The organism is Mycolicibacterium hippocampi (genome assembly GCF_010723735.1).
Classification (GTDB): domain Bacteria; phylum Actinomycetota; class Actinomycetes; order Mycobacteriales; family Mycobacteriaceae; genus Mycobacterium; species Mycobacterium hippocampi.
On sequence record NZ_BLLB01000002.1, the window covers coordinates 4,697,799 to 4,714,654 of the forward strand.

The window sequence follows — 16,856 nt, forward strand, 5'->3', positions numbered from 1 at the left end:
AGCACGCTATCTCACGGGTCAACGCAGGTACGCGCCGTCCTCGCCGAGTCGTGACGCCGCATCGAGCAGCATGGCCGCCTCCTGCACCTTCTCGGGGTGCTCCTGGTCGAAGCGGCGCCCGTCGGGCCGCTCGTACATCGGCCGCCCGCCGGCGATCGCCGACGCCAGCCTGCGCTGCCCGGCCAGGCTGCGCTCCTGCGCCTGAGCCGCGTAGGTCTCCCGCTGCTCGGGACTCAGCGACGCGATGAACGCCTGCGGGTGCACCAGGGCGATCAGACCCGACACGTGACCGAATCCGAGGCTGGTCACCAGGCCCGCCTTCAACGGGTATTTCTCGCCCATCCTCAGCGTCTCTCGCGGCCACACGAAGTGCGCGGAGGTGGCCAACTCGTCGTCGACGCAGTCGAGGCTGCGGTTCGGCGGGATGACGCCGTCACGCAGGATCTGGCACAGGCCCATCGTCTGGAAGACCGCCGCGCCGCCCTTCGCGTGCCCGGTGAGGCTCTTCTGACTGACGATGAACAGCGGCGCGCCCTCGGACCGACCCAGCGAGTCGGCGAGCCGCTCGTGCAGCTCCTGCTCGTTGGGGTCGTTGGCCAGCGTCGAGGTGTCGTGCTTGGAGATGACGGCGATGTCGTCGGCGCCCACGCCCAGCCTGTTCAGCGACTTGGCCAACACCGATTCCCGGCCACCACGACCGGCACCCAGAGCACCGAGGCCGGGAGCGGGGATCGAGGTGTGCACACCGTCGCCGTAGGACTGGGCGTAGGCGACCACGGCCAGCACCGGCAGCCCCATCCGGAGCGCCAGGTCGCCGCGAGCCAGCAGGATCGTGCCGCCGCCCTGTGCCTCGACGAAGCCCAGCCTGCGCCGGTCGTTGGCGCGTGAGAACTTCGAGTCGCTGATGCCCTTGGCCCGCATCACCCCGGTGTCAGCGGTGGCGGCCATGTCACCGAAGCCGATGACGGCTTCCAGTGTCAGGTCGTCATAGCCACCGGTGACGACGAGCTCTGCCTTGCCCAGCCGGATCTTGTCGAGCCCCTCCTCGAGCGAGACAGCCGCTGTCGCGCACGCCCCGACCGGGTGGATCATCGATCCGTAGCTGCCCACGTAGCTCTGGATCACATGTGCAGCAACCACATTCGGCAGAGTCTCCTGCAGGATGTCGTTGGGCTTGTTCTTGTCGAGCAGATTGCCGTGGAACATCGTCTGCATCGAGGTCAGGCCACCCATGCCGGTGCCCTGCGTGCTGGCAACCAGGCTGGGATGGACCCACCGCATCAGCTCCGTCGGCGAGAAGCCGGCGGACAGGAACGCGTCGACCGTCGCGACGAGGTTCCACAACGCCACCCGGTCGATGGAATTCGCCATGTCCGGCGTGATGCCCCAGACCTGCGGGTCGAATCCGGTCGGGATCTGCGCGCCGACCGTGCGGGACAGCTTCGACTTGCGCGGCACGCGGATCTCGGTACCGGCCTTGCGGATGACGGTCCAGTCGGTGCTGTCGGGCACCTGGCTGATGACCGTGTGCTCCGGGTCGAACTCCACGAACGCCCGCGCATCGGCCTCGGACGACACCACGAAGGAGAAGTCCTTGTCCAGGAACACCGACACCAGCAGCGGGGCCGAGTGATCCGGATCGATGGCCGCGTCGCCGACGAACTCACGGATGCCGACGCGCTCGACGACCACGTCGTGGTACTTCTCGACCAAGTCCGCTTCCTGGACGAGCTCACCGGATTCGGTGTCGTACCAACCCGGTTGAGGATCGTCTTCCCACTTGATCAAACCTGTGGTCCATGCGAGCTCGAGAACTCCGGCTGCCGACAGTTCATTGTCGACCTCCATCTCGAATCGGGTGCGCGACGAGCCGTAGGGCCCCAGTTCCGCACCACCGACGATGACGACCAGATCGGCGGGGTCGACGTCGAGGTCGGCCCAGTCCGGCGCGGGCGCCTGGGTGGCCGGACGTGGCGGCGACGGCAGCGCGGCGATCGTGTGATCGGCGGTCTCGTCGTCCTCGGCCTCCTCTGCCGGTGCGGCAGCGTTCTCGCGGGCCTTGGTGGCGAGCTCGGACAGATCCAAGTTGGCCTCCGCCAGACCGCCGGTCAGGTCGGCCTGCACAGGCTCGCGAGCAGCTGCCACCTTGGTCTCGACGTCGCACAGGTCCAGCAGCATGGCCGCCATCTGCTCGGTGGAGTAGGTGGTGACCCCGGCTTCCTCGACCGCATCGACGATGATGTCGTTGTGGCCCATCAGGCCGGTACCGCGGGTCCATCCGATCAGCGCATGCGCCAGGCTGACGCGCTGTGCCCACGACGTTTCCGCCTTCCAGCGGGACACCACCGCGTCCAACGCCGCCTTCGACTCGCCGTACGCGCCGTCACCACCGAACATGCCGCGATTCGGCGAGCCGGGCAGCACGACGTGCAGGCGGGCAGCGATGTCGCGGTCGGCACTGATGTGAGACAGCCCGCCGATGAGCCGCTGCACGGCCCACAGCAGAACCTTCATCTCCATCTCGGAGCGAGATCCGGCGTCGGAGAGGTCTCCACCCACCCGCGGTGCCGCGAACGGGAACAGCAATGTCGGGGTCAGCGCATCCTTGATGTGGATCGATTTCGGCCCGAGACTCTCGGTCTGCTCCGTGCCGACCCACTCGACCAACGCGTCGATGTCGTTGTAGGACGCCATGTTCGCCGGCAACACCCACAACTGCGCACCGAAGCGGGCGTTGTCGCGGTAGAGCTGACGGTAGAAGCCGAGCCTGCTGTCATCCAGCTTGGACGTGGTCGCGACCACGGTGGCGCCACCGTCGAGCAGCTGAGCCACCACCGAGGCGGCGATCGAGCCCTTCGACGCGCCAGTCACCACGGCGACTTCCTCGCTGTAGCGACCCGTGCCCGGGTTCTCCGCACCCGCTGCGGCGCGGGCGTAGAGCGAGGCGTGCACGTTGCGCCCTGCGGCCAGCGCCTTGCCCTGCCAGTAGGTCGCCTGGGTGCCCACGACGTGACCGGTCCCCTCGAACCGCTCCGACAGGCGCGGCCAGTCGGCCTCGATGTCGCCTTCGTCCATCAGCCAGATCTTGACCAGGTCCTCACGCGCACTGGCCCACCGGTCGTCGAACAGCACGGCCTTGCGCCCGTCGAATGACGGTGCCACCAAACGTGGCCAATCCGAACCGAGTTCGGCGGTGACCAGGTCGATGAGCTCCGCGTCCGCCGACGGCTCGGGGGTGACGACGGGAACGCTCAGGCCCAGCTGATCCAGGATGACGCGGGCCGCGTTGGCGAGCACCCCATCGGGACCCGTGACCTGCTCGGCGAACTCACCGAGCGCGGCGGAGTCGACCACTCCGCCACCAGCACCCGCGGCGGAGGGAATCGAGACCGACACACCACGGCGCGCGCCGACAGCGGCGACCGCGGCGTCGATCGCCTTGTCGACGCTCGCCGCGTCGGCCAAGGCGCCGTCGTGCAATCCACCCAGTGCTCCACCGCGGACACTGGAACCCTCGCGGGTGCCCAGCGCCACCTCGACGGTGGCGTGCTTGACCCAGCCGTCACCGAGCTCCCAGGTCTTCTTGACCCGCTCGGCGATGTAGGCCGGCCGCTTGCCGGACGGCCCGAAGACCGTGCGCAGCTGGTCGTTGATCGCATCGGAGAGCACCGGGCCGAACGGCTTGTAGGTGCGGGCCAGTTTGGTGACCTGCCCCTTCAGTCCGGCCAGATCCGCCTCGGCGGCACCGTCGATGGCACCGAGGTTGAGCTCGGAGCCGAGGTCCACCAGCATCTGGTTGCGTCGCGATGAGGCACCGTCGGTGATCGACTCGATGGAGTCGAGTGGTTCGATCTGGTCGATACGGATCTTGGCCGAGAGCGCGATCAGCGCCGTCGTGGCATCGGCAGCGTCGAAGGTCAGGTCGTCAGGGCGGGGGCCACCGCTGGGTGCGGCGGCAGGTGCCGCAGCAGCGGGTGCCGCGGCGGCCGCCGGTGCCGCTTCGGCAGCCGGCGCCGAATCCTCCACCGGCTCATCGACATCGGGCTCGGGATCGGTGTCCGTGGCGAACAACACCGCGGCGTCACGCTCGGCGTTGAGCACCTCGGTGGTGTTGTGCGAGTACTCCGGCAGCTTCAGCGTGTTGGTGGCCAGTCCCGCGACGGTCGGTGCGGATTTCACGCCGATCTCGACGAACCGTTCGATACCGAGACCACCCGCGGCCTCCTCGATGAAGAGCAGGTCCTGCGTCTCGATCCAGCGCACCGGGCTGGCGAACTGCCAGGCCAGCAGTTCGATGACGACCTTGCGCATCAGCTCACGCGGACGCTCGTTCCGCCAGGTGTCGTAGTCGGCCAGTATCTCGTCGAGCGGCTCGGCAGGCACCAGATCCCGGATCTCCTCGATGAAATCGCGATCCAGCGTGAACGGGCGCGGCACCAGGTTCGGGATGTACTTGCCGATCAACAACTCCGGATCGGCATCGGTCGGCATGACCCGCTCCAACGACCGGCGGAAGTCGGCGACACCGACCCGCAGCACCTCCGAGTGGAACGGCACATCGATGCCGGGCACCAGGATGAAGGAGCGCTTGCCGCCGCTGAGTTCGCGACGACGCTCGACCTCGGCCTCCAATTCCTCCAGCCCGCGCACCGTGCCGGCGATCGCGTACTGCGCGCCTCGCAGGTTGAAGTTCACGATCTGCAGGAATTCCCCTGTGCGCTCGGCGATCTCGGCGACGAAGTCGGTGACGTCGTTGTCGTCGAGGTCGATCTGCGACGGGCGGATGGCCGCGAGCCGGTAGTTCGACCTGCCCTGCGCGTCCCGCGGCACGATGTCGTGCATCTTCGAGCCGCGGTGGAAGACCACTTCCAGCAGCGCTTCGAGCTGGTACACGCCGGAGACGCAGGCCAGTGCCGTGTACTCGCCCACCGAGTGGCCACACGCGATCGCGCCCTCGACGAACGCACCCTGCTCGCGCATCTCGGCGACCTGGGCAGCGGCCACCGTCGCCATGGCGACCTGGGTGAACTGCGTCAGGTACAGCACCCCTTCGGGGTGGTGGTAGTGCACGCCGGAGGCGATCAGGCTGGTCGGGTTGTCGCGGACGACGTGCAGCACCGAGAAGCCCAGCGTTTCGCGGGTGAACTTGTCGGCCGAATCCCACACCTTGCGCGCGGCTTTCGACCGGGCGCGCACGTCCATGCCCATGCCCTTGGACTGGATGCCCTGGCCGGGGAACGCGTACACGGTCTTGGGGGCAGCGAGCTGAGCGGTTGCCGCCATCACGAGCTCACCGCCGACCTTGGCCGACACCTCGATGATCTCGGCACCGCGGTCGATGCCGACGCGGTCGACCCGGAACTCGATCTCGTCGCCGGGCAGCACCATCCCGAGGAACCGGGAGGTCCAACCGACCAGGCGTGCCGGCGGGGTGGCCCGTCCATCGGTTGCGGTGACAGCATGCTGCGCTGCGGCGGAGAGCCACATGCCGTGCACGATGGGCGTTTTCAGACCGGCGAGCAGCGCAGCCGCCCGGTCGGTATGGATCGGGTTGTGATCGCCCGAGACCACGGCGAAGGCGCTCATGTCCACAGGTGCGGTGACGACGACGTCGCGGCGCCTGCGCCGGGGCGTGTCGGTCGCGTTGTCGGTGATCGCTCCGCCGGCGCGCACGGGATCGGCCAGTTCGACCGGGCCGGTGCGACCCCGGATCGCGAAGCGCTCCTCCAGCGTTGCCAGCTCGGCACCGTCGGACCCGGTGATCGTCACCGCGACCGGGACAACGCGCCCGACCTCGGTGTCGACAGCCGTCGAAGCCGTTGCCGTGACCGTCAACTCGGCCTTGGTTGCGGGCATGCGCTGGAGCAGGTGTGCGGCGTGGTCGAGGTGCACCAGGCTCAGCAGGCCCTCGATGACCGGGAAACCGTCGTCGGTCAGCGCCGAACCGATGGCCGAGAACACCGCGGGCCAGCACAGGCCGACCAGGGCGTCGGGCACCAGGGTGAGACCTGGCGCCAGCGGGGCACCGAACGTCGCGGTGACCCCGGTGTGGTCGGCGACCTTCTCCGGGTCCCATTCGACGGTGACACTGACAGCACCGTTGCCGTCGACGGCGGGAAGGGTTTCCGGGCTCTCCACGCCTGCGGCGATCGCAAGCACCGCCCGCATCGCCTTCGAGGCGTCCTCGACGGTGACGATCGGCATGCCGCCGTCGACGGTGGTCGAGGGCAGCGTGAAGCGGATGTCGATCCAGATGTCGGACAGCGGCACGCTCAGCGTCACGGAGACGTTTCCGGCGCCGTCGGCGCTCTGTTCGAGGCGGGCGCCGGTGTTGGGATGCGTCGCGCTCGGCTTGCCGGGCACGTCGTTGACCTGCCACTCGGCGGGCTCGCCGATGCGGTGCACCGGGTTGATGGCGGTGCGTCCGGCCCACAGCACGTCGGGCGAATCGAGCACGACGGCCAGCGGGCCGCTCACGTCGGCGCGGGCCTGCCGGCGGGACACCACCGACACCGGCTGCACACCGGAGGCGACCACGTGATCGACGATCGCCTGCTCGAAACGGTCCAGCAACTCACCGACCGGCTCGTCGACGCGGGTGATACCCGCAACCGCCTGCGTACCGGGGATGATGCAGACCTGGTCGGCGGTGTAGCGGGCGTCATGCGCCTGCCACAGCGAGTCACTGCGCCACCAGCGGCGCACGTCCTTGTCGATGACGGGCACGAAGTTCACCGGCTTACCCGGCTTCTTGCACAACGTCACGAAGAACGGCACGTCGGCCGGATGCAGCTTCACGGTCTCGGCGTCGGGGTAACGGGCCACCAACATCGCGACGGCCTGGTCCGGATGCTCCAGCAGCGCCTGTCCCTCGGCGCCGGCGTACAGGGATTCGATGGGCCCGAAGTCCTGCTCGTTGAGACGCGCCTCGGCACGCCTGAGCATTTCGTCGAAGCGCTCACGCCAGGTGTCGGCCAGCCATGGGCTACCGGGGGCAGCGGTGTCTGCGGTGCTGTCACCGTCGCCGATGGCGAGCTCGAGGTAGCGCTGCAGCCACTGCAGGTAGGTCATGTCGGCGACGTCGCCGAAGTACGGCTTGGCGGTGTCGGCCATGGCGGCGATGATCTCGTCGCGACGCTCCGCGACAGCGTCCGCGTCACCGGCGACCTCGTCGAGCAGCCGACCGCACCGCGATGCGGTGTTGTCGATCTCGTGGATGTCGGCGCCCAGCTGGCTGCGACCGCTGGCCATGCCGTTGATGGCGTTCCCGGCGCCGACCCAGGTCTCGGTGCCGGTGGTGTCCACCAGCATCTGCTTGACCGCCGGTGACGTGGTGGCCTCCAACGTGGCCATCGCGGCGGTGCCCACCAGGATGCCGTCGACCGGCATCTCCGGGAACCCGTAGGCCCGTGCCCACTCGCCGGACAGGTACTCGGCCGCTCGCTCCGGAGTGCCGATGCCACCGCCGACGCAGATGGTGACGTTGGCGTACTTGCGCAGTTCCCCGTAGGTGCTCAGCAGCAGATCGTCGAGGTCCTCCCACGAATGGTGTCCACCTGCGCGGCCGCCCTCGATGTGGACGATGACGTCGCGGTCGGGCACTTCGGCCGCGATCTTGATGACGGACTTGATCTGGTCGATCGTGCCGGGCTTGAAGCAGACATGGGTGATGCCGACCGTGTGCAACTCCTCGATCAGATCGACGGCTTCCTCCAGATCGGGAATGCCCGCGGTGACGACCACACCGTCGATCGGGGCGCCGGACTGGCGCGCCTTCTGCACGAGCCGCTTGCCGCCGATCTGCAGCTTCCACAGATAGGGGTCGAGGAACAGTGAGTTGAACTGCACCGCACGGCCCGGCTCCAGGAGCTGGGTGAGCTCGGCGATACGTCCGTCGAAGATCTCCTCGGTGACCTGACCGCCGCCGGCCAGTTCGGCCCAGTGCCCGGCGTTGGCCGCAGCGGCGACGATCTTGGCGTCGACGGTCGTCGGGGTCATGCCTGCCAGCAGGATCGGCGACCGGCCGGTGAGGCGGGTGAACTTCGTCGAAGCCTTGACCGAACCGTCGGGCAGGGCGATGGTCTGCGGAGCGTAGCTCGCCCAGGCCGGTGCCACTGCGGGCGCAGCGCCCACGGTGAAGAGGCTGCGCTGGCCGGACCGCGTCGCGGCGGGGACGATTCCGATGCCGAGGCCGCGGATGATCGGCGCGGTCAACCGCGTCACGGTGTCACTGGGCCCCAGGTCGACGATCCACTTGGCGCCGGTGGCGGCCAGACCCTCGACCTCGGCCACCCAGTCCACCGGCTTGACGAAGATGGTCTCGGTGAGCTCGCGCGTCAGTTCGCGATCCAGGCCCGTACGGGCGGCCCACTCGTTGACCAGGTCCACACCCGCCGACAGGCGCGGCGTGTGGAACCCGACCTCGACGTTGAGCTGGTTGAAGATCGGGCGGAAGATCGCGCCGCCGCGCGTCTTGTTCTTGCGCTCGGCCTCTTCCTTCTCGGTGATCTTCTCGCAGTACAGCTCGAAGCGGGCCAACTGCTCGGGGGTGCCGGTGATGACGACGGAGCGCCGGCCGTTGCGGATCGACAAGGCCGGCGCCAACACGGTGCGCACGTCCTGGGCGAACTCGTCGAGAAGCTCCGCCATCCGCGCCGGGTCGACGTTGAGGACCGACACCATCGGGGCCTTGTCGCCACGGCCGACCATCCCGCAGCGGCGGGAGACCAGCGATCCGGCGGCGCCGATCAGCTGCCCGATGGCGAGTAGTTCCACATCACGGGTCCCGCGAGCCTTCAACGACTCCACGGCGGTGACGCCTTGCGAATGACCGGCGATCGCGACGGGAGGATGTCCGTCGAGATCCAGTCCCTGGCGCTTGAGGGCGCGCTGCGCGGCCATCTGGGTCAGCAGGATGCCGGGGCCCGAGATCGCGGCGGTCGTGAGGTCCTTGACGGCGGGCAACGGCTCGTCGGCGGCCAGTGCGCGGATCCACTTCATCGGTTCGAAGCCGATCGGGCGCACCACCACCAGTTCCCGCGCCAACGGCTCGAGCAACAGCTCGGCCTCGGCGACCAGCTGACTGATCTCGGACTCGATCCCTGCCGAGTTCACCAGCTCCTCGAGGTTCTCCAACCAGGCGCCGCCCTGGCCGCCGAACGCGACCGCATACGGCTCACCGGAGTGCAGTCGATCGACGAGGGCGTGCGTCCCTGACAGCGGTTCGAAGACCTCCCCGTTCTCGGAGGTGTGGGTGGCACGCTGCTGGTCGTTGATCGTCACGTCTTGTTGTCTCCTCGGTGTTGCGCGCTACATCGCTCGTCGTGGGGCTGCTGCTCGTCGTGGACTGTGGGCGGCCCCGTCCGGGTGCAGATCTGCACTCCGGCTGGAACCGTTGCGATTCGGCGTCGAATCCGGCTGGTGTCGTCCGCAACCCTGGGTGCCGCCAAGAAAGCGCAAGCACTCCGACGCATCCTCGCGGATCGCGGTGGACACTCCAGCCGTACTAAGAGTGTCATAAGAGACAGCACCATTTTTGCGCCGAGAATGGTTACTGGCGAGTTCTACGCATGGGTAACAGGGATTGCATAACGCGCTGTTCAGGACGCCCGAAACCCTTCCGGGACAAACGTCCTGCATGCAGGTGGTTACGGTCGAGTAGGAAAGAATCGCAGATCAAGGCAGTATTGTTACACAATCGTTATGTGGGAAGCACTGTTCGCACATGACGCGACCAGGCCAAGTGCACAGACGACAACTTGCGCACAAATGTCTTGTCATGTGTTTTCGCGATGTGTCCAAGTTTGCTGTCGAAACTTACCAGTCGGTAAGTCTTGAGTCCCGCGACCGAAACTCGGATTGAGGAACCTCCCAGAAGCCTCACTCGGCCCGACTCGCCTCCCGGGGCTCCCACTCACCGCTGAACAGGATCCCGGCGGTGTAATCGGTTGCCGAGGTCACCATCAGGCGTCGGGTCGCCTCGTCGAAGCGGGCGGCCAGGACGGCGGCCCCCAACTCACGGTAGTCCTGGACGACCTCGCGCAACCGGTCCATCTCATCGGGCCTGGGCAGGTACTGAGCGCCGACCCGGGCGCGGTACAAGCTGTTCAGGCTCGCGACGAACCCCTTGGCGGCGTCGTTGACGGCTCCGTCGGCCGCGTCGAGGAACTTCACCAGCGCGCGCACGTACAGCAGGCGGTCCGGTGACCGGCTCAGGATCTCGCCGACGACACCGTCGACCACCATCACCACCTTGCCGGCGACGATGTCGGCGAGGCCGTAGGACACCAACTTGCGGGCCTCTTCGGTGTCGGCGTCGAGGCCGACTGCCTCGCCTCGGTCCTCCGACGTGGTCCGCGGCCCCAGCACCGCCCGCTGAAGGCCCAGGATGTCCGCGAGGTCGGTGCCCTGGCGCATGCTCGTGAAGAACTCGGCGATGTGGGTCGAGGTGAAGCCCTTGCGCAGTAGCTCACTGATGGTGTTGAGCTGCGAGAGGTGGTAGTCGTCGTAGAGCGCGGACCTCCCGACCCTGCGGGGCGGGTCGAGAAGGCCACGTTCCCGGTAGGCGCGAATGTTTCGGGCGCTGACGCCGGATGCCCGCGCGAGTTCCTGCAGCTGGTACTCAGCCACCGCACCGCTCCCCCGCACGTCGTACCTGGCGGGGTGAACGGAGACTGCAGCAGTACATGGATCAACTTTAACCGCGCCGCCCGCCCATCGAGCGAAGCATTTTCACGGCGCCGTACCGACCCGCCCACAGCAAACCTGAGCGTTCTATCTGGGCAAACTCGGGCAAGGGCACAGAGCTGCCGACGTGCATGCACACTTCCAGCCAACTTCTCCCCCGGCGCAGAGTCGATCCGCGCGGCCCGCACACGGATATCGGTTGGCGCCGGCCCCCGCGTCTGGGGAATCATGGATGGGCCGCCCCTGCATTCGCAGGACATTAAGACAAATTACGAGAGGTGCCGCGTGCGTCCCTGGATCGTCTGGGCGACCGGGCTGCTCGCTTACATCGTGGCTGTGCTGGACCGCACCACACTCGGTGTCTCCGGCCTGGCAGCCGCCGACCGATTCGATGCGAGTCCGAGCCTGCTGGCGACGTTCGTCGTCCTCCAGGTCGTCGTCTACGCCGGCGCCCAGGTGCCCGCGGGGCTGCTGCTCGACCGATTCGGGTCGAAGGCCCTCATCGTGGCCGGGGCGGCACTGATGGCATCAGGGCAGCTCGTCCTGGCGTTCACCGAGTCGCTGCCGACGGCCATCGCGGCGCGCGCGGTCGTCGGGCTCGGCGACGCGGTGACGTTCATCTCGGTGCTGCGGCTGGTCCCTCACTGGTTCAGCCCGCGCCAGGTACCGCTGGTGACGCAGCTGACCGGGATCTGCGGGCAGCTCGGACAGGTGCTGTCGGCGGTGCCGTTCCTCGCGCTGCTGGCCGCCGCCGGCTGGTCGGTCGCCTACGCATCGGTGGCGGCCCTGGGGGTGCTGGCGATCGTGCTGATCCTGCTCATCGTCAAGAACGCCCCCGAGGGGCACGTGGTCACCGCGGAAGCGATGACGGTCCGGCAAACGCTGCACAGCGTCAAGACGGTGTGGCTTCGGCCGGGCACCCGGCTGGGGTTCTTCACCCATATGGGAACCCAGTTCTCGGTCACCGTGTTCGCGCTGATGTGGGGCGTGCCCTACCTGACGGTGGCGCAGGGACTGTCCGCGGCGGCGGCCGGAACGCTGCTGACACTGTCGGTCGTCGCCGCGATCTCCTCGGGGGTACTGGTGGGCATCTTCACCGGCAGGCACCCCCAGCGACGCTCCCGCCTGGTACTCGCCATCATCGCCAGCAACGCGCTGGTGTGGACGGTGGTGCTGGCGCTTCCAGGGCCGGCTCCGGTCTGGCTGCTTGTTGTCCTCGTCGTGGTCATCTCCGTCGGTGGGCCCGGGTCGATGGTCGGTTTCGACTTCGCACGTACCTTCAACCCCACCGCCACGCTCGGCACCGCGCAGGGCATGGTCAACATGGGCGGCTTCCTGGCGTCCCTGCTGCTCATGCAGGGGATGGGATGGCTCCTGGAAGCAGGTGGCGGCATCTCGTTCGACTCGTTCCGGATGGCCTGGACGCTGCAGTACGCGGTATGGACGCTCGCCGTGGTCGGCATCCTGATCACCCGGAGCAAGGCGCGCAGGCTGCTGCGGGAACAGAACGACCAACTGCTTCTCGAGGGCGCGGGGAACCTCGACAATCAGGGTTCGCGTTGACTGCTCGCCACGGCCTCAGCGACCGTATCGCTGATCCGGCAGAGCCGTTCGGCAGGTCGGTCCGGATCTGCGACGGGGCCGCCGCGATACTGTGCGTTCATGGGCGAGGCGGTCGGTGTGGTGCTGGCAGCCGGCCTGGGGACCCGGGTCGGCGCCGACGGGAACAAGGCATACCTGCCACTGGCCGGGCGCAGCATGGTGATCTGGTCCCTGCACACCCTGTCGCGGCTGCCGGACGTAGCGCGAACCGTCCTGGTGTACCGCCAGGGTGAGATGGAGGTGGCGCGCGACAGCGTGGCGCGCGAACTCCCCGACGCCCAAGTGGAACTGGTCGAGGGTGGTCAGACCAGGCACGCGTCAGAGTCCCGGGTGCTGCAGTACCTGTCCGCCGACATCGAGTCGGGCGCCGTGGACGTGGTCGCGATCCACGACGCGGCCCGGCCGCTCGCCGGACCTGAGCTGTTCCGTACGGCGATCGCAGTCGCCCGGGAGTTCGGCGGCGCGCTGCCTGCCCTGCCCGTCACGGGGCTTGTGCGGGTGGGTGCGGACGGGCCGGAATCGGTGGCCGCGGGCGGCGCGCTGGTCAGAGTGCAGACGCCACAGGCGTTCCGGGCGCAAGAGCTGCTGCGCGCCTACCGTTGCGCCGCAGGAGACGGCTTCGAAGGCACGGACACATCGTCGTGCGTCGAGCGCTACACCGATGCGCTGGTGCACACCTTCCCGGGCGACCCCACCAACCTGAAGGTCACCTATGCGCGCGACATCGCCGTCGCAGAGCACCTTCTCACGGCGTCGGAAGATCCTGCCGAGTTGTGATGAGCGCCGCGAGATAATCCGTGTCGCGGGGCAACTCGACGCTCAACGCTTCGGCGTCACCGTCGATGAGGCTCACCGGGACGCCTGCCGACAGCGCTGCCTCCAGTTCGTCGAACGGACCCGATCGGTGCAGACCGACCAGCTGCGTCAGCACGTCCGCGGCGAACCCGCGGGGATACTGCACGGTGCGCAGCTGTGAGCGGTCCAGCGTCGCTGTCAGGGCACCATCCGGATCGACCGACTTGACGCTGTCGGTGACCGGACGAGAGGGCATCACTGCCACCGCCCCCTCCCGCAGCGCGGCCGCGATGCGATCGACGACACCGGTGCCGGCCGTGGGCCACTCGATGTCGTGGACGACCACATGACTGGCGTCGGCGACAACGGTAAGACCGGCGGCCACACAGTGCACGCGTTCGCCCGGCGGCTCGGAAACGACCACCCGCACCCTTGAAAAAGGCTGTCCGGCAAGGGCCTCACCGACCTGGTCGGCGAGCGGACCGGCCACGGCGATCACGACGTCGCCCGCCACCTCGAGTGCGCGGACGGCACGGTCCAGCGGAGAGGTTCCCGCCACCGCGGCGAACACGGCGTCCCGACGCCGCGCGAACCGAACCGGCACCGGCAGGATCGCCGTGACTGTCACGGCGCTGAGGGTATACCGCTCACACCGGGTCGAACGACTCGATGAGCCAGGCGCCGTCGATCTTCGTCAGACCCACTTTGACGCTGCTGGCCGCGAACGCACCGTCGGGATTCTCCTTGCTGGTGGTGGTCTGGTTGATGAACACCAGGACCTCCGCGGAATCCGGTTGGATCTCCGAGACCGCGGCCCTCGCCACGGACGCCGCCGTCTTGACGGATTTCTCGGTGGCGGCCGGCGTGACGATCTGTTCGGTGAACTGTGTGTAGTAGGAAAGGAAGTCACCGGTGAGGCGGGACTTGGCAGCTGCGAAATCCTGGTCGAGCGATTCAGGCGAATACGACAGCAGCGCGATCGTGCCGGTGGTGGCGGCATCGAGCGCCACCTTCGCTGCAGCGGCGTCGGTCTGTTCATCCGGCCGGTACTGGTTGACGTACAGCCAGCCCGCCAGTCCCGCAGAACCGAGCAGGGCCGCGGCCAGCAGGATGGCACTCACCTTGAAACGCGTGCCACGCCACGCACTGCGGGGACGGTCACCGACGGCCGCATCGGCGTTCCGCGCTCCCTCTACGGACCCGGCGTCGTCGGACTCGTCAACAGCGGCATCGTCGCCTGCGACGGTGGCCGCGTCGGCGTCCTTGTCTTTTTCGCTGCCTTCATCGCTCACGGGACGAACTCGACTTTCGACATCTTGATCTGGTCACCTTCGCGCTGCAGATCCACGCTGAGTCGCCACGTCCGGGGCTCCTGGTTGGCACCCTCGGAGTTGGTGACGCGGGAGGACGCCGCGACGAGCACAACCGCCGAATTCTCGGTCATCGATTCCACGGCCACAGAGTTCACCGTGACCTCGGTGATGACCTTGGAGGCACGCGCCACCTCGACGAAGTCGGTGGCCTGCTGCTCGAAGTCCGTTTTGAACTGGCCGGTCGAGTTGTCGATGATGCGCTGCACATCCTCCTGCGCCTGGTTGAAGTCCAGCGACATCAACGTCACCACGCTCTGCCGACCCGCCGCGGTGTACTCGGCGTCCAACTGCTGCAGTTCAACCGCTTGACGGTGGTGCCAGACCATGTAGCCGCTTACCGCCAGCAGGGCCGCCGTGCACACGATCACCAGTGCGGCGAGCAACCCCTTCCAGCTCGGCCGCGGCAAGCGCCGCATCCGCCGGCCGGCGGATGCGTCCTCCGCGACGGTCGACTCGCCTTCGGTGTCGCCTTCGGTGTCGGTGTCGGTGTCGGTGTCGTCTTCGATGCTGTCTTCGGCGTAGGTGTCGAGTTCGGCGTCGGTGTCGTCCACCGCTTCCCGTTCGACCTCGGCCTGCGGCGCGTCGACGTCGACAGGTTCTTCGGCCTCTCGTCGCAACCTGATCGCGCGTGCTCGCGCCCGGGCGGCGGCCGCCATCGCCTCGGCCTCGGCAGCTTCTGCTTCTGCTTCCTCGGCCAGCGCTCGCGCCTGCTCGGCGTCGAGCGGACGGTCGAAGGTCCGCGGCGGGTCGACGGAATCGGCGTCGATCACCGAGTCACGGCGCCTGAAAGACGGCACACCGACCTCCTGAACTGAACCTCAGGGCACGTACGGATACGTGCACTACTGCGAGAATGGCATTCTTCATTTTGAGTATTGCCGCGACGATACCCGTCTCCGCGGAGCCCGGCAAAGAGCCATTGTCTGCGGAAATGATGTTTACACGCTGTGCGGATGCTCAGCGGTGATGGCCTTGCAACTTGTCTTTCATCACCTTGCCGGTGGCGTTCAACGGCAACTCGTCGAGGAACTCTACATACCGCGGCACCTTGAAACCGGCCATTCGGTCGCGACTCCACGCGATCAGTTGCTCGGCGGTCACCACCCCACCCGTGCTCTCGTCCGCCTTCGGCACCACGAATGCCTTTCCCACCTGTCCCAGACGTTCGTCGGGCACCCCGATGACCGCAGCCTGGGCCACCGCGGGGTGCTCCAGCAGGAAACCTTCGATCTCGGCCGGATAGGCGTTGAAGCCCCCCACGATGAACATGTCCTTCTTCCGGCCGACGATGCGCAGCCGACCGGCGCCGTCGATGGTGCCCAGGTCGCCGGTGTGCAACCAGCCCTGCGGGTCGATCGCCTCGGCGGTGGCGGTCGGGTCATCCAGATACCCCTGCATCACGGTGTAGCCGCGCACCAGCACCTCGCCGTCGTCGGCGATACGCATCTCGACACCGTCGCAGGCCACGCCGGCCGTCGTCGCGATGTCTTCGAACGAGTCCCCCGGCCGCGACAACGTCACCGTGCCGGCCTCGGTGAGGCCGTACCCTGTCGCCAGCGTCTGGAACGGAAGCTCCTCGTGCACCCGACGCACCAGCTCGACCGGGATGTCGGCAGCGCCGGTCACGCCGGCGCGAAGCGTCGCCAGAGCGGCCTTGTTCTCGACACCCAACAACGAGTGATACAGCGTCGGCGGCCCAGGCAACATCGTCACCCGCTCTGCGGCAATGAGTTCCACGACACGGTCGACGTCGAAGGTCGGAACCGGCAACATCGTCGCCCCTCGGATGCACGATGCGATCAGACCCGCCTTGTAGCCGAAGGTGTGAAAATACGGATTGACCATCAGGTAGCGGTCACCCTGGCGGAGATCCGCCAGCTCACACCACTCTTCGTACAGGCGCAGGTTCTGGCGATGGTTCATCATCACGCCTTTGGGCCGACCGGTGGTGCCCGAGGTGAAGATGATGTCGGAGATGTTTTCGCCATCGACCGGGCGGCTGTACGGCCGACCGCTCGACAGGAAGTCGGACTTGATGTCGATGACCGGGACACCCTGGGGTGCGGCGTAGTTCACGCCGAGGAAGCCCTGCTGAACCAGCACGGCCTTGGCTCCGCTGCGGCTGATGATGTCGGCCGCTTCGTCGGCCTTGAACCGGGTGTTGACGGGCACCAACACGCCGCCGGCGGTGATCAAGCCGAACGCGGCGATGATCCATTCGGCGCTGTTGGGCGCCCAGAGAGCGGCACGGTCACCTTTCGCGATGCCGAGATCAGCAAAGGCGCCTGCGGCACAGTGGATTCGCTCGACCAACTCGCTGAAAGACAAGCGCAGCGGACCGTCGACGACCGCTTCCGCGTCGCCGAATCGGTCCGCCGCGCTGGCGACCATCTCCGGGAT

At 67.7% G+C, this 16,856-nt stretch carries 8 protein-coding genes; 2 read left to right on the plus strand and 6 right to left on the minus strand.

Annotated features, from left to right (window positions below; translation table 11 throughout):
* Window positions 1–18: 18 nt before the first annotated feature.
* Window positions 19–9,282, minus strand: coding sequence for a type I polyketide synthase (locus G6N53_RS23545; RefSeq protein ID WP_163892911.1), 9,264 nt, complete (start codon window positions 9,280–9,282; stop codon window positions 19–21).
* Window positions 9,283–9,879: 597 nt separating this feature from the next.
* Window positions 9,880–10,629 (minus strand): MerR family transcriptional regulator, encoded by a 750-nt coding sequence (locus G6N53_RS23550; protein WP_163892914.1) that lies wholly within the window; start codon window positions 10,627–10,629, stop codon window positions 9,880–9,882.
* A gap of 342 nt (window positions 10,630–10,971) precedes the next feature.
* Here G6N53_RS23550 and G6N53_RS23555 point away from each other — a divergent pair, with 342 nt between their 5' ends.
* Both G6N53_RS23555 and G6N53_RS23560 read left to right on the plus strand, forming a co-directional pair.
* Window positions 10,972–12,249 (plus strand): MFS transporter, encoded by a 1,278-nt coding sequence (locus G6N53_RS23555; protein WP_163892917.1) that lies wholly within the window; start codon window positions 10,972–10,974, stop codon window positions 12,247–12,249.
* 99 nt (window positions 12,250–12,348) lie between these two features.
* Window positions 12,349–13,065 (plus strand): IspD/TarI family cytidylyltransferase, encoded by a 717-nt coding sequence (locus G6N53_RS23560; RefSeq protein ID WP_163892920.1) that lies wholly within the window; start codon window positions 12,349–12,351, stop codon window positions 13,063–13,065.
* Here G6N53_RS23560 and G6N53_RS23565 read toward each other — a convergent pair.
* The 4 genes from G6N53_RS23565 to G6N53_RS23580 form a co-directional block, all read right to left on the minus strand.
* Entirely contained in the window at window positions 13,034–13,711 is a 678-nt protein-coding gene (locus G6N53_RS23565; RefSeq protein ID WP_163892923.1) for an IspD/TarI family cytidylyltransferase, read from the minus strand. The genes G6N53_RS23560 and G6N53_RS23565 overlap by 32 nt on opposite strands.
* Before the next feature lie 19 nt (window positions 13,712–13,730).
* Window positions 13,731–14,375 carry a hypothetical protein gene (locus tag G6N53_RS23570; RefSeq protein ID WP_163892926.1) on the minus strand — a complete coding sequence of 215 codons (645 nt, stop codon included), beginning with the start codon at window positions 14,373–14,375 and terminating at the stop codon, window positions 13,731–13,733.
* A complete protein-coding gene (locus G6N53_RS23575) occupies window positions 14,372–15,253 on the minus strand; it encodes an Rv1363c family protein (protein WP_163892930.1) in 882 nt (293 codons plus the stop codon). Before G6N53_RS23575 ends, G6N53_RS23570 begins: the two co-directional genes overlap by 4 nt.
* A gap of 160 nt (window positions 15,254–15,413) precedes the next feature.
* The gene (locus G6N53_RS23580) at window positions 15,414–16,847 is read right to left on the minus strand and encodes a FadD3 family acyl-CoA ligase (protein WP_237166780.1); all 1,434 of its coding nucleotides are present in this window, start codon (window positions 16,845–16,847) and stop codon (window positions 15,414–15,416) included.
* Between the last annotated feature and the right edge of the window lie 9 nt (window positions 16,848–16,856).